The following is a 13,598-nucleotide window of genomic DNA, read 5'->3' as shown; positions in this document are numbered from 1 at the left end:
CCAGCACGTTATTTGATCGTTCTGGCTATTAAATCGCCACGGATAATCAAACACTTTCGAGCCATTACTAATATTGGGTTTCGTATACCGCCGGTGACACCTGATTGCTCTTTGCACATAGCAGCCATCTGTAATACGCCACAGGCAGCGAGGAGTGGAAGTTAATATTATGATTTCCGCGTCGATTTTAACTCTTTCGTAGCGGAATGAGGCGTACATATACCATAAATGACCGAAGAGTAGTTACGGAAGTTATCATCTATTATCTGACAACTGCACTGGAAAAGCTCCCCAGAGGTTGAGCGTTCATGCAACTGGATATGCTCGGCATCAGCGTTAAAGTCGATCGTAATGTTAGCCTCTTTTACCCAGAGTTCAGGTACTTGCTGTTTAATCAGTAAGCTTTCGAGCATACCTGCGTAGTAATGCGTAATAAAACTGAGCAGATCACAGACGGTACTGATCTTAAGAGTGCTAAGAGAAAACGTTATTGATGTGAGACCGTTATTGATAGCTAATGATTTTAACTGACCAATAGACCAGTATCCTTTAAAGTCGTTATTTCGGCTAACAAAGCTCCCTGTAAGAGCGTTAGCTATACCTTGAAGTTCACGTCGACGAGCCATTGACTATTCCCTAATTGGTTTCCATGCTCATCATGAGCAACTTTAGTGTCGATGACATCCTTGTGCCTGTTTAGTCTGCCATTTTTCTGTTCTGAACCGCTATTAGCCATTGCCATTCGGCGCAATTGGTTACTTCCGCTCCTGGCACTCATACTCTCCCGATATTCACCCCATTCTCCGAAAACGCACGGTTCTCCGTAGCCTCAGCGGCGATTTTCTCTTTCGTTGAATCATACGATCAGTAGCCACCCGCTATTTTCCGTTCTAAACATAAATATGCCTTTTTACGAGGACAACGCATAAATCGTGGCAAACACCGTCGACGATATGGCGTAATCCTTTGCGAACTCCTCAAGAGCGATCAGGTTTTCCTTAAAGTGCGCGATCATCTTATCCGTCGCGACGGATTCATTTTCCGCCGTGGTGTCAAAAGGCAGTTTATAAAACCCGTCGGCTTTCAGTTTGCTTTTAATTTCAGGCGTCACGCTGTCCCTGGCGTAAACGTTAATCGCGATATCATTTGCATAAAAAACGTATTTATTCATTTTTGTCTCTTATTCCATCGTTATCATTGGGTGGTGCTGTCTGCGCCTTTCAGCAGGTCACCCATCCGTTGTATGTACGCTCGATACCCGGTTACGCCCGGCGGATTTGCTTTGATAAAGCGCCGTGTCGGCGTCGTGCAACAATTGGGTCCAGCTACCGGCTTGTGTGGGGACAGTCCATGCAATACCGATGCTCAGGGTGACAAACGGGCCAATATCAGACGTGGCATGAGGCAGTTCCAGCGCTTTTAACGCCTCCAGTATGGCGTTTGCGCAGAAGATCGCGCCATTTTCATCCGTGAACGGCAGCAGGCAGGCAAACTCCTCGCCACCATAGCGAAATGCCAAATCAGCCGGGCGGTGAAGCGTGGCTTTGAGTGTGGACGCAATGGTTCGCAGGCAGTCATCCCCGGCCAGATGCCCGTAATGATCGTTATAGCGTTTGAAAAAATCGACATCCATCATCAGCAGCGCAATGGGGCGCTGTTCCCGGCGGCAGAGCAGCCAGTTTTTGGTGAGCAACTCATCGAACCGGCGGCGATTGAGCAAGCCCGTCAGACCATCAAGCCAGGCAATATTGCGCATATTGTCCATATACAGCTTGAGCGTCAGATGGGTAATGGCTCTGGCCTGCACCACCGCCGGGTTAATTGGTTTAGAGATAAAATCCACGGCGCCAATTTCGAAGCCATACGCTTCAACGTCGGCTTCGGTCTCTGCGGTCACAAAAATCACCGGGATAAACTCAGTCAGGGGATCGGCCTTCAGGCGACGGCAGACTTCGTAACCGTCCATCACCGGCATAATAATATCCAGCAGGATCAGATCGGGTTGCTGCTCTTTTGCCAGCTCCAGCGCCTTCTCACCGTTTGTCGCCATCAGCACATCAAACTGTTCGGTAAAGACGTCGTTTAACAGGCGAATGTTGATAGGCTGGTCATCCACGATCAGCACACGAGGTTTAATGCCTTGCTGGTTTAGCTCCTCAAGCATTTTTTTCCACATCCCGCACCTCCTTAATCTGCTCCAGCACCTGCTTCGCCCTGTTAAAGTCGAGATTTTCGGTGGCCTGAACAAGCGCCTCTGCGAATGGCTGCCATGCCGGGTTCTGACTCAGTTGCCAGGCGAGTTGTTCGGCCTGATCGACAGCCTTCATATTGCTGCTGTTAAGACTCTGCGCCAGTTCATCTATCAGCCCACCGAGTTCAATCTGAGCAGGCTCCGATACATCCGGGGTCGGCGCCATGCTCGCCAATAACTCACTGATGTTGCGATGCTCTTCCTGCGCCAGGGCCTCAATCTTCGCCAGTACCTCATCCAGTTGTCGGGCTTTATCCTGCTCACTGGCGGTTTTTAATGCAGACTCGCTGTTAACAATATAGTGATAGAGATTATCCAGCCCGACAGAGCCGGTGGTTCCCTTCAGCGTGTGCAGCGCCATCATCGCGGCAGGCCAGTCTTCCTTGCGACGCGCCTCTCGTAAGGCGTTCACCAGCTCCGAAAACGATGGCATAAATGCGCGCAGTAATTTTTGATAAATGATCAGGTTTCCGCCAAAACGCTGTAACAGTTGATCCGACGGTGGTTTTGTATCGGCGGGAGCCTCGACGACGTGGGCCTGTCGCCCGCTGATTTGCAGGATCACAGCAATCACATCCTGGAACACCAGCGGCTTACTGATATGCCCGTTCATGCCAGCGGCCAGGCAATTCTGTTTATCTGATTCGCTCACGTTCGCCGTCATCGCCACAATCGGCAGCGTTGCAAAAGCCGGATTGGCGCGTATCCTGCGGGTGGCCTCAAAGCCATCGATGTCCGGCATTTGCAGATCCATCAGCACCATATCGAAGCTCTGTTGACTCTGGATCACCGTATTGACCCCCTCTTCCCCCCCGGAAGCAATCGTCACGTGCGCCCCTTCGTTAAGCAGCAGCTCTCTGACCACCGTCTGGTTAAACGCGTTATCCTCCACCACCAGCAAAGACAAACCGGCCAGCATACGACTCGCGACCGGGTCAGAGCTCGTGTGTGATTTATCGCCGGCAGAGGCGGTACTTATCGCTTCCAGCAATTGCTGAGGGGTAATGGGTTTCGACAGGACTTTATCCAGCGGTGAGTGCGCGCCGGTATCCGGCAGATCTTCATGGTGCGCAGCACTAAGTAAAATCAGTGACGGTCTGTGCGGCAATTGCATGTCATGGCGAATATGTTCCGCCAGCACAATGCCGTCCATCTCCGGCATGATCCAGTCCAGCAGCACGGTATCGTAAGGCGTACCGGCATCGGAGGCGGCTTTCACTTTTCGAATCGCCTCGGCAGCGCTGGGCGTGCTGTCGACCTGAACATGCATTGCGCGCAGCGTGTCCTCAATCAGCGTTCTGGCAATCAGGTTATCATCCACCACCAGTACGCGCGGCGTGTCGCCGCTAACGTGCAGAGGTTGCCAGCTCACACGGGTATCACGCGGGAAATGCAGTTCAAAGGCAAAGGTACTGCCACGCCCCAGCTCACTGTCTACGGTGAGTACACCGCCCATTTGCTCAACCAGACGACGGCTAATGACGAGCCCCAGCCCGGTGCCGCCATAGCGCCGTGAAGTCGAGGTTTCGGCCTGCGTAAACACGTCAAATATCCGTTTCTGCTGCGCTCCGCTGATGCCAATGCCGGTGTCCGACACGCTGATGCGCACATCAACGCTTTGCTCAGATAGCGCCAGCAGGCGGGTTTGTACAACCACTTCCCCTTTCTCGGTAAATTTAATCGCATTACTGACCAGGTTGATCAGGATTTGCTGCAACCGCTGTGCATCGCCAATGATGTTCGGCGGCAGTGAATTATCGAGATCGAACAACAACTCCACAGATTTGTTACGCAAATTACCGGAAAGAATGATTGCCAGTTGCTGCATCAGACTGTGCAGATCCAGCGGATTCAGATCCAGTTCCAGTTTACCGGCATCAATTTTTGAGTAATCCAGGACATCATTCAGCAAGCTGAGGAGCGACGTTGCAGCGACATGCGCCTTGAAGGCGAAATCATGCTGTTTTTGCGTGAGCCCGGTTTTCAGCAGCAGTTGCAGCATTCCTAACACGGCATTCATCGGCGTACGGATTTCATGACTCATATTGGCAAGGAACAGGGATTTCGCGGCATTCGCCGCATCGGCCTGTTCTTTGGCTTCAATCAAATGCAATTTCAGTAAGCGATCTTCGGTAATGTCCTGATTTATCCCGGTGACGCGAATCGGCTGGCCGTTGCTGTCGTATTCAATGTTGGCGGCAGCCTGAATAAAGTGCTGCGAGTTATCACTGCGCAGAATGCGAAATGTCGGAAGATACTCATCATGCGTGACGATGGAACGGCGCAGGTCATTGACCGCAATGTCGACATCTTCCGGATGGATACGCGAAACCCAGTGCTGGAACGTCAGCCCGGTTTCCGCCAGCGAAGGCGGCAGGTCATAGAGCTCATACATCTTGTCGTTCCACTCCAGCGCATCGGTGGCGATATTCCAGCTCCAGATGCCCAGCTCCGCCGTTTTCGAAGCAATCAGCAGGGTTTGCGTGGTCGACAATAACTGATCGCGCGCGGCCTCCAGCGCCTGCTGGGCCTGGCGCTGTTGCGTAATATCCGCCGCAATACCGAGATAACCAATAATTGCGCCGTTGGCATCGCGCATCGCCGTGACCACCAGATTGACAGGGAAACGCGTGCCATCCTTGTGCTGATAGGTCCACTCAAAATGTTCCGGGCGACCATTGCGCGCATGGTAAATAAAGACATCAAACCCTTGAATGTCTTCATTATATTGCTCGCTGAGTTGTTTACCCCGCGCGAGGGTTTCTTCCGGCACATGCAGCATTTCCGGCGTGGCTTTCCCCACCAGATCCGCCTCGCGGTAACCCAGCATCCGCTCCGCGCCACGGTTAAACAGACGGATGGTGCCATCCAGATCGGTGGCGATGATCATAAATTCATAGGTGGCGGATAACACCGTGCTGAGCATCGCGTTGACGGTGGCCAGCTCTTCCGTACGCTGCCTGACCTGCTGCTCCAGATGGAGATTAAGGTCGCGGATGCGCTGCTCGGCTTCCTTCTGCAGTGAAATGTCGCGCACACTTTTCGATGCACCAATGACTTTACCGTCCACAGAACAGATCGGCGCGATAGTTGTGGCGACAGTCAGCTCTGAGCCATCTTTGCGATGGCGCACCGTCTCCAGACTTTCGATAGCCTGCCCGGACATCACCCGTTGCAGGATCTGGTTCTCTTCCTCTTTCAGCCGCGCGGGGATGATCAAGTCCACCATCTTCTGCCCGATGGCTTCCTGGCGGGTATAGCCAAACATGCGTTCGGCTCCCTTATTCCAGCTGATCACCGTTCCGGTGGTGTCCTTCCCGATAATCGCATCAACAGAGCTTTCCACAATCAGCGTAAGTTTGTTTTGCTCAATGAGCAGCCGTTTACGATCGGCATTGCGCGAGACGGCAATATTGACCAGCATGGCGAGGATCACCGCCATACCGCCGCCCAGTAGCGCGATCCACACCGGGGAAACCAGGTTAAGCCCGGCGACCCAGGCGGGTGTAACGGTCAATGTAAAACGCCAGATCCTGCCCAGAACCGGAATATCTTTGCTGTAGGGATAGAGTCCCTGCTCACTGCTGTTGCGGTAGAACTCCTCAACGTCCTGCGGATTGGTCGCATCCTGCAGCGACAAAATGAGCTGGTCATTACGGATGCCGGAGCCCGCGAGAATTTCATGCACATTCAATGGCGCAAAAGCCCAGCCGAAGCCGAGTTGCATTTTTTCCATGGCAGTGGCAGGCGTTTTTGCCCCGTCATAAATGGGCAGCAGAATAAAGAAAGCATCCGGCTCCTGGGGGGAAGAATATTTCAGGGTCAAGGGTGAGGTGATAACGGCGTCGCCGCTCAGCATGGCGTTATCCGCCGCCAGCTTGCGCATATATTCCGACGCAATATCCAGGCCAATGATATTGGCGTTACTGCTGACGGCAGCAGGCTCCATATATTCAATAATGTAGTGTTCGTGCTGGTTCAGCCCGATGTAGGAGATCCGAAAATCGGGGCGGCCTTCTACGCGTTCTTCAGCAAGATAATCAGCCAGTTTCTGGTGAGGTACCCGGCGAATAAACCCAAAGCCTCTTGCCCCCGGGAAGTCTTTACTCAGATTCAGCGATTGGGCAAAACCAACAAAACCCTGATCTGTTACTTCGCGGCCACCGCTGCTGAGTACTGCCGTGCGGGCTTCGTAAAGGCCATACCGGTATCGGTTGACTCTTTCTATCAGCTCGTTGAATTGCGGCTCTGCATTTTTGATAACGGCCTGCCGGATATGCTGTTCATTCAGTCGGTGAACCACAACAACAGCCACCAGCGTAAGCAGCAACCCTGCCACCAGGGTGATTATCGTTGCCAGTTGCGGGCGGAGCTTTTCTTGAATCTGATAGTTATTTCCCGATGGCTGCATACCGTGTCCCGGAATATATTCTCTGGTGAGTCTTTGCACACTAGAAATACCGATGGTAACGTTAACGTCGTTTACCATTACTTAAATCATTTATCGCCAGAACCGAACAACCCTTCTGCTGCCATGCCGCAACCATTCTCATCGCTTCAGATTTTACTTAAGCGCTATTTCATCGAAAACTAATTAGTTGTTTCAGCGCTCTACATAAAAAACTGACCGTGTACGGAACGGACTGTAGCACCAGCCTTTTTGGGGTTTTGTGAGTGGTAACAAAATTAATAATAGCAACACTCTTTGGATTGCCAGTAATTTTTCAAACCTTTAGTCGCACCCTACCTCCCCCCACCAAAGCACTCAAAATGGTAAGACGTTTCCCTGGTCAGGTTGACGAGCCTGAACCCGACACCGATTGATATAAAAAATCGCTCAGTAAACTTTTGAAAATTTCTTTATGTTTTACACAGAGATATTAAATATAGTTATTACCCATAGGCGTACTCCTTCTTATTTGTTAGGATTTTTCTCACAGGAAATATGTTCAGAACAAGGAGGATTTATGCACTGGAATATTACGGATATGTTGGTATCCCCCACCACCGGCACGGCCTTTGCGCTGGCGCGAAATACGCCGGAGCTGTCTGTTATTATATGGTACAAGGGTGGGTATTTCTTACGGCCAAACAACAAGTTACAAACAGATACCCGAGGCGTTATTGTCGATGGGAAACCGCAAAACTTTAACATTGTCCATACTATGCCCTTTTTTCCTTCTGTCTGGCGAACGATAAGAAACAGTTGCAACTGCCCGGGCAATGATAATATTTCTTTAAGAAATTGTGACCAACAACAGCAATGTTTATTTGAACTCTGCCCTTACGGAATAAAAATGATTTCCTGAGTTAATATTGCGCGTATATTTATCAACTCCGTTTCCATTAAATAGCGCAATAAGATGGATACTTACGAACAGATATATCAGCGGTTATACACCGGCATGGCATTACCGGCGACGCATAATCCCACGCTGTGTGTTATAGCCCGGTAATCCCCCACCGGGCTGGCATTCAGGTTAGCGTTTGAGCGGTTTACCGGCGGTTTCACGCGCGCGCAGGACCGTCAGGAAGGTGATCAATGCCGCGCCCATCACATAGTAGGCGGGTGAGAATTTGTCGCCCGTGCGGGTGATCAGCCACACGGAGAACCACGGCGTGATGCCGCCAAAAAACGCCACCGCAAAGTTATAGGCAATCGACAGCCCGCCATAGCGAATGCTGGTCGGGAACAGTTCGGCCATCGCCGCTGTGCAAGCGCCGTCAAACGCCGCAATAAAAGCGCCCAGCATCACCATTGCCAGCACCGCCGAGAGCACATCGCCGTTCGCCATCACCATCATCGCCGGGTAACTCAGCAAAATGAACCCGGCGCAGCCGGTCAGCATCAGCGGCTTACGCCCGTATTTATCCGACAGATAGCCCATAAACGGCACCAGTACCGCAACGGAAAACAGCCCGATGGTGGTAATGGCGTAGGCGTTCAGTCTGGAGAAGTGCAACTCGGTGGAGAGATAACTCGGCATAAAGGTTTGCAGCGTCCAGTGACCGACCGCCTTGATGACCACAAAACCGACGCAAAACAGCAATGCCGCCCATGCCGTGGTAACGGCTTTGCGCAGCGGCGCGCTCTCCGTTTGCCCGTTTTTCATGGCATCAATAAATTCCGGCGAATCTTCGAGGTGTTTTCGTAAATAGAGCCCAACCCAGCCCAGCGGCCCGGCGATCAAAAAGGGAATGCGCCAGCCCCAGTCATTCATGATGCTTTCACCCAGCGTTGCGGTCAGCAGAAACACCAACCCAGAACCGGCAACAAAGGCCATAAAACCGAAGTTATCGATCCAGCAGGTAAAATAGCCGCGGCGCGCCATCGGAGCGTATTCCGCCAGGTAGGTTGTCGCCCCCGAACTTTCGCCACCGGCAGCAAACCCCTGAACCAGACGGGTGATCACCAGCAGCACCGTCGCCGTGATGCCAATCTGATGATACGTTGGCAATAACCCCATTACGAACGTTGCGCCGGAGGTAAGCAGAATCACGGTCGCCAGCACTTTTTGCCGCCCTTTGCGATCGCCCAGAGACCCGAAGAACAGCCCGCCCAGCGGGCGCATCACAAAACCGGCGCCAAAGACCGCAAAGGAAGAGAGCAACGCCACACTCGGGTTACCCGCCTGAAAGAATTGCAGACCGATAATCGCGGCCAGCGTGCCGTACAAACCGAAGTCGAACCACTCAACAAAATGACCAATGCCGGTGGCAAGCAGCACTTTACGCAATTTACGGCTACCGGAGGCCTGTTCCTGCGACGCCATCCGATCGAGAGACTCCTGTACTGGCTGTGTCATATCCCCCTCCACTCACGATAGTGTTTCTATAATAGATATACTATCTACACCGCTTGTACGAATTCAGCACAGCACAGATGGCGTAAAATGTGATTCCCCCCGGCTTTTCCGCCGTAAAAACCAGAGAGGATCACATTTTTGCCGTCGGGAAAATAAAAAGCCCCGCAGTATCACGGGGCTCAGAGATCGGGTTTGTCGTGCCGCGACGCGTTACGCCTGTTTTTTCGGCATCATTCGCAGCAGCGTGTTGTCTTTAAAAATGTAATGGTGCGCCAGCGCAGCCGCCGCGTGCAGGCCAATTACAAAATAGCCCAGATTCGCCAGCAATTCATGGAGCTCTTTTAGCGTATCCACCAGATCGAAATTGGCTTCAGCCGCATACGGCATTGCTAAACCGAACGCCATCCACGGCCCCCCGCGGTTGTACATCATCAGCAGGCCAATCACCGGTAAGGCGATAAACAGCAGATAAATCACCAGATGGCCAAGGTGCGCCAGTCCGGTCATCATCCCGGACGGTTTTGGCACAATTGGCGGTGCCGGTTTTTTCAGCCGCACCAGCAGCCGCGCAACCATCAATACCAGAATAGAGATGCCGCAGGAGACATGCACCATATTAAACACCGGGCGATAACTGCGCGGCGCAAAACCGCGAAACTCCATGGCGCAATAAGCGGCCACCACCAGCAGAAATACCAGCCAGTGAATAGCGATTTGTAAGCCGGAATAGTTGCTACGCATAACGACACCCCACAACGAACGGAGAACGGATCGGCGTTCAACATACCGGGCTTTTCTTAAAAATTCATTAACTTTACTGTATCAATTTTCAATCACTTATCATTACATGAATGTGATTCAGTTGCCCAAACCCCCTCCCCAGGCTATCACTGGACGAGTGCAATGCTGTGATTCATTCAATCCTGAGGGAGAAAATCATGAGTAAAATTGGCATCAATGGGTTTGGTCGTATCGGTCGTCTGGTTTTACGTCGCCTGCTGGAAACCAACAGCAGCGCAGAGGTGGTCGCGATCAACGATCTGACCTCACCGAAAGTGCTCGCCTATCTGTTAAAGCATGACTCCAATTACGGTCCGTTTAACTGGAGCGTGGACTTCAGCGAAGATGCGCTGATCGTCAACGGCAAAACCATCACCGTTTACGCCGAAAAAGAGGCGCAACATATTCCGTGGCGTAGCGCGGGCGCAGAGATCATTGTTGAATGTACCGGCTTCTATACCTCCGCCGAAAAATCACAAGCACACCTCGATGCTGGCGCCCAAAAAGTGCTGATTTCGGCCCCGGCAGGCGACATGAAAACCGTGGTCTATAACGTCAACGACGACACGATCAACGCTCAGGACACCATTATTTCCGTCGCCTCCTGCACCACTAACTGCCTGGCGCCAATGGCAAAAGCCCTGCATGACAATTTCGGCATTAAAGCCGGCACCATGACCACTATTCACGCCTATACCGGTACACAGGCGCTGGTTGATGGGCCACGCGGCAAAGATTTGCGCGCATCGCGGGCGGCGGCGGAAAATATTATTCCGCACACTACCGGCGCGGCCAAAGCGATTGGGCTGGTGATCCCGGCGCTCAGTGGCAAACTGAAAGGCCATGCTCAGCGCGTCCCGGTGAAAACCGGCTCGGTCACAGAGCTGGTGTCGGTACTTGAGAAGAAAGTGACCGTGGATGAGATCCACGCCGCGCTGAAAAACGCCACTGCCGGTAACGAATCATTTGGCTACACCGATGAAGAGATCGTGTCGTCCGATGTGATTGGCAGCCATTTCGGTTCGGTTTTTGACGCCACGCAGACGGAAATTACCGAAGTGGGCGACCTGCAACTGGTGAAAACCGTCTCCTGGTACGATAACGAATACGGCTTCGTTACCCAGCTTGTGCGGGTACTGGAAAAATACCGTACGCTTTGATCCGCAACACCGCCGGGTAAGTTTACCGCTACCCGGCTTCTCTTTGATCTCGCCGTCCCCCAACCCGCTCACAATCCGCCTATGCTATACAGCAGATGCGATGTAAAAGGAGCACAGGTGTGAGAAATATGAGTCGGGAAGATCTGCTAACGCTGATGGATGTCGCCGTTCAGCATGCCAATACCTTCCCCGTCTGGCCGCAGGGAGAAGCCCCCGGCGCGCAGGTAAGTACGGTGCGTTTTCAACTGGAAGAACATCACACCGGCCCGTCCCGATTTGATCGTTCAGTGACCGGCGTACGCGCCCCGGAGATCACCGTTTATGCCCCACAAAACCCGAATGGCGTGGGAATTCTGGTGACGCCAGGCGGCTCCTACCGCCGGGTGGTGCTGGATAAAGAAGGCAGCGCACTGGCATCCTGTTTTAACGCCAAAGGCTATACCCTGTTTGTGATGACGTATCGCCTGCCGGGAGACGGGCACGCGGAAGGCGCCGATGCGCCGTTGGCGGATGTCCAGCGAGCCATGCGCACGCTTCGCGCCAATGCCAGCACCTGGCATATTGATCCTGAGCGCATTGGCGTGATGGGGTTTTCTGCCGGGGGCCACGCCGCCGCAAGCCTGGGCACGCGTTATAACGAATCCGTTTACACACCGCTTGACGCGATTGATCAGCAAAGCGCCCGCCCGGCGTTTATGGCACTGGTCTACCCGGTGATCACCATGCAAGAGGCGATTGATCACCCGCAGTCCCGCCAGCAACTTATCGGCGAGACGCCAACGGCCGATCAAATCCGTCACTACTCCGCAGAACAAATGGCGGATGAAAACACACCGCCGACGTTTTTACTGCATGCGGTTGATGATCCCGCGGTGAAAGTGGAAAACAGTGTGGTGATGTTTACCGCCCTGCGCCGCCTCGGCGTGCCGGTGGAGATGCACCTGTTCGAACAGGGTGCGCACGGTTTCGGTATTCGCGACGCGCTGGGGTTGCCGGTCGCCATTTGGCCAGAGCTGATGATGGGGTGGATCGCTACCAAAGTGTGAAACGCGCCCCCGCACGCGTCAGGGGCGGCGTTTATCAGGATTGCAGATAGACCATCTGGGTTTGCAGGTATTCGTTCAGGCCGTGGCGGCCGTCCGCTCCGCCGATCCCGGACTTGCGCCAGCCGGCATGGAAGCCTTGCATCGCTTCGAAGTTTTCGCGGTTGATATAGGTCTCCCCGAATTTCAGCCCGCGCACCGCTTTCATTGCCGTATTGAGATCCCGGGTATAGACCGATGATGTCAGACCATAATCACTGTCATTGGCCATCGCCAGTGCTTCATCCAGCGTGTTAAACGCCACGACCGGCAGCACCGGGCCAAATGTCTCTTCGTGCATGATCGCCATCTCCTGGCGCACATCCAGCAGCAGCGTTGGCGGGTAGAAATAGCCTTTCCCGACGACAGGTTTGCCGCCGAGCGCAACCCGCGCGCCTTCGGACACCGCGCGCGCCACTTTCTGTTCCACGCGTTCCAGCGCAGCCGCGTTGATAAGCGGCCCCATCGCAATGTCGTTGCGCTGAGACGGGTCGCCAAACTGCACGGCCTTCATGGCTTCGCCAAGGCGATTGACAAAGCGGTCATAAATGCCGCGCTGGACATAAACACGCTCGGCGCAGTTACACACTTGTCCGCTATTAATAACGCGGGAATCGACAATGGCTTTGACCGCCAGTTCCAGGTCGGCATCATCCATCACAATCGCCGGGGCTTTACCGCCCAGTTCCAGGCACACTTTGGTGATGTTTTTCGCCGCCGCAGCCATGATCTTCTCACCCGCCCCGACACTGCCGGTCATACTGACCATCGCCACTTTCGGGTTGCCCGCCAGCTCCTGGCCGACGGTTTCCCCGCGGCCAAGCACCAGGTTAAAAACGCCTTTCGGCAGCCCGACATCGTGAACGATTTTCGCGAAGGCAATAGCGTTATTCGGCGTGAATTCGCTGGGTTTAATGACGATGGTATTGCCGGTGATCAGTGCGGGGGCCATTTTGCGGGCAATCAGAAAGAACGGGAAGTTCCACGGCAGAATGCCGGTCGTGACGCCCAGCGGGCGTTTGAAAACAAAGATATTCTCACCAGGACGATCGCTTTGCAGGATCTCACCTTCGTAGCGCCGCGCCCACTCGGCCATATAGTCGATGTAATCGGCGGTGAATGAGACTTCCACTTCCGCAAGTTGCTGAATTTTTCCGCCTTCCGCAACGATAAGCGCGCTGATTTCACTGACTTTTTCGCGAATGCCGGCGGCAATCTTGCGCAACCAGCCTGCACGTTCGATGGCGGGAAGCGCTTCCCAGGCGGGCTGTGCGCGTTCAGCCGCGTCTATCGCCCTGCGGGCGTCTTCCGCCCTGCCATCGGGAATGCGCGCCAGGATCTCTTCCGTCGCCGGGTTAACGACATCCAGCCATTTGTCGCCCTGCCAGCTTACAAATTGACCATCGATAAACATAGGGTGTTGTACCGGTGCTGTCATGACTCGCTCCTGTAATGACATTGTTTTTAACAAGTGAACTCGCTGTTAAAAATCTATATCCGTACACGGCATTTCCCAGAC

10 protein-coding genes are annotated in these 13,598 nt (G+C 53.4%); 3 read left to right on the top strand and 7 right to left on the bottom strand.

The features are described 5' to 3' along the window. Positions 1-167 precede the first annotated feature (167 nt). The 4 genes from ACQ3G7_RS12275 to ACQ3G7_RS12260 form a co-directional block, all read right to left on the bottom strand. A complete protein-coding gene (locus tag ACQ3G7_RS12275; protein ID WP_430889990.1) occupies positions 168-626 on the bottom strand; it encodes a hypothetical protein in 459 nt (152 codons plus the stop codon). A gap of 284 nt (positions 627-910) precedes the next feature. Further along, positions 911-1,171: a hypothetical protein gene (locus ACQ3G7_RS12270; RefSeq protein WP_430889989.1), complete on the bottom strand. Its 261-nt coding sequence runs from the start codon at positions 1,169-1,171 to the stop codon at positions 911-913. Positions 1,172-1,228: 57 nt separating this feature from the next. Then, a complete protein-coding gene (locus tag ACQ3G7_RS12265) occupies positions 1,229-2,176 on the bottom strand; it encodes a diguanylate cyclase domain-containing protein (protein WP_430889988.1) in 948 nt (315 codons plus the stop codon). Next, positions 2,157-6,662 (bottom strand): PAS domain S-box protein, encoded by a 4,506-nt coding sequence (locus ACQ3G7_RS12260; RefSeq protein ID WP_430889987.1) that lies wholly within the window; start codon positions 6,660-6,662, stop codon positions 2,157-2,159. Before ACQ3G7_RS12260 ends, ACQ3G7_RS12265 begins: the two co-directional genes overlap by 20 nt. A 556-nt stretch (positions 6,663-7,218) precedes the next feature. On the opposite strand from ACQ3G7_RS12260, the gene ACQ3G7_RS12255 reads away from it, so the two are divergent. After that, positions 7,219-7,560 carry an anti-adapter protein iraM gene (locus ACQ3G7_RS12255; RefSeq protein ID WP_263100738.1) on the top strand — a complete coding sequence of 114 codons (342 nt, stop codon included), beginning with the start codon at positions 7,219-7,221 and terminating at the stop codon, positions 7,558-7,560. A 171-nt stretch (positions 7,561-7,731) separates the two neighbouring features. Here the strand turns inward: ACQ3G7_RS12255 and ACQ3G7_RS12250 are convergent, their stop codons facing one another. Both ACQ3G7_RS12250 and cybB read right to left on the bottom strand, forming a co-directional pair. Further along, positions 7,732-9,057 (bottom strand): MFS transporter, encoded by a 1,326-nt coding sequence (locus ACQ3G7_RS12250; RefSeq protein WP_430889986.1) that lies wholly within the window; start codon positions 9,055-9,057, stop codon positions 7,732-7,734. A 210-nt stretch (positions 9,058-9,267) separates the two neighbouring features. After that, a complete protein-coding gene (gene cybB, locus ACQ3G7_RS12245) occupies positions 9,268-9,798 on the bottom strand; it encodes a cytochrome b561 (RefSeq protein WP_430889985.1) in 531 nt (176 codons plus the stop codon). Positions 9,799-9,995: 197 nt separating this feature from the next. Here cybB and gap point away from each other — a divergent pair, with 197 nt between their 5' ends. Continuing rightward, complete coding sequence (gap, locus tag ACQ3G7_RS12240; protein WP_430889984.1) at positions 9,996-10,997, top strand: type I glyceraldehyde-3-phosphate dehydrogenase; 1,002 nt, start codon at positions 9,996-9,998, stop codon at positions 10,995-10,997. A gap of 119 nt (positions 10,998-11,116) precedes the next feature. After that, positions 11,117-12,043 (top strand): alpha/beta hydrolase, encoded by a 927-nt coding sequence (locus ACQ3G7_RS12235; RefSeq protein WP_430889983.1) that lies wholly within the window; start codon positions 11,117-11,119, stop codon positions 12,041-12,043. Positions 12,044-12,077: 34 nt separating this feature from the next. On the opposite strand, the gene aldA is transcribed toward ACQ3G7_RS12235, so the two are convergent. After that, positions 12,078-13,517, bottom strand: a complete 1,440-nt coding sequence (aldA, locus tag ACQ3G7_RS12230) for an aldehyde dehydrogenase (protein WP_430889982.1) — start codon at positions 13,515-13,517, stop codon at positions 12,078-12,080. Positions 13,518-13,598: the final 81 nt, after the last annotated feature.

Source organism: Kosakonia sp. N21, assembly GCF_050587465.1.
Classification (GTDB): Bacteria; Pseudomonadota; Gammaproteobacteria; order Enterobacterales; family Enterobacteriaceae.
This window is presented reverse-complemented; position numbering and strand designations above follow the sequence as displayed.

Excerpts from the sequence above, each read along its gene's own strand:
- ACQ3G7_RS12275 (WP_430889990.1), bottom strand. The coding sequence starts at position 626 with ATGGCTCGTCGACGTGAACTTCAAGGTATAGCTAACGCTCTTACAGGG.
- ACQ3G7_RS12270 (WP_430889989.1), bottom strand. The coding sequence starts at position 1,171 with ATGAATAAATACGTTTTTTATGCAAATGATATCGCGATTAACGTTTAC.
- ACQ3G7_RS12265 (WP_430889988.1), bottom strand. The coding sequence starts at position 2,176 with ATGTGGAAAAAAATGCTTGAGGAGCTAAACCAGCAAGGCATTAAACCT.
- ACQ3G7_RS12260 (WP_430889987.1), bottom strand. The coding sequence starts at position 6,662 with ATGCAGCCATCGGGAAATAACTATCAGATTCAAGAAAAGCTCCGCCCG.
- ACQ3G7_RS12255 (WP_263100738.1), top strand. The coding sequence starts at position 7,219 with ATGCACTGGAATATTACGGATATGTTGGTATCCCCCACCACCGGCACG.
- ACQ3G7_RS12250 (WP_430889986.1), bottom strand. The coding sequence starts at position 9,057 with ATGACACAGCCAGTACAGGAGTCTCTCGATCGGATGGCGTCGCAGGAA.
- cybB (WP_430889985.1), bottom strand. The coding sequence starts at position 9,798 with ATGCGTAGCAACTATTCCGGCTTACAAATCGCTATTCACTGGCTGGTA.
- gap (WP_430889984.1), top strand. The coding sequence starts at position 9,996 with ATGAGTAAAATTGGCATCAATGGGTTTGGTCGTATCGGTCGTCTGGTT.
- aldA (WP_430889982.1), bottom strand. The coding sequence starts at position 13,517 with ATGACAGCACCGGTACAACACCCTATGTTTATCGATGGTCAATTTGTA.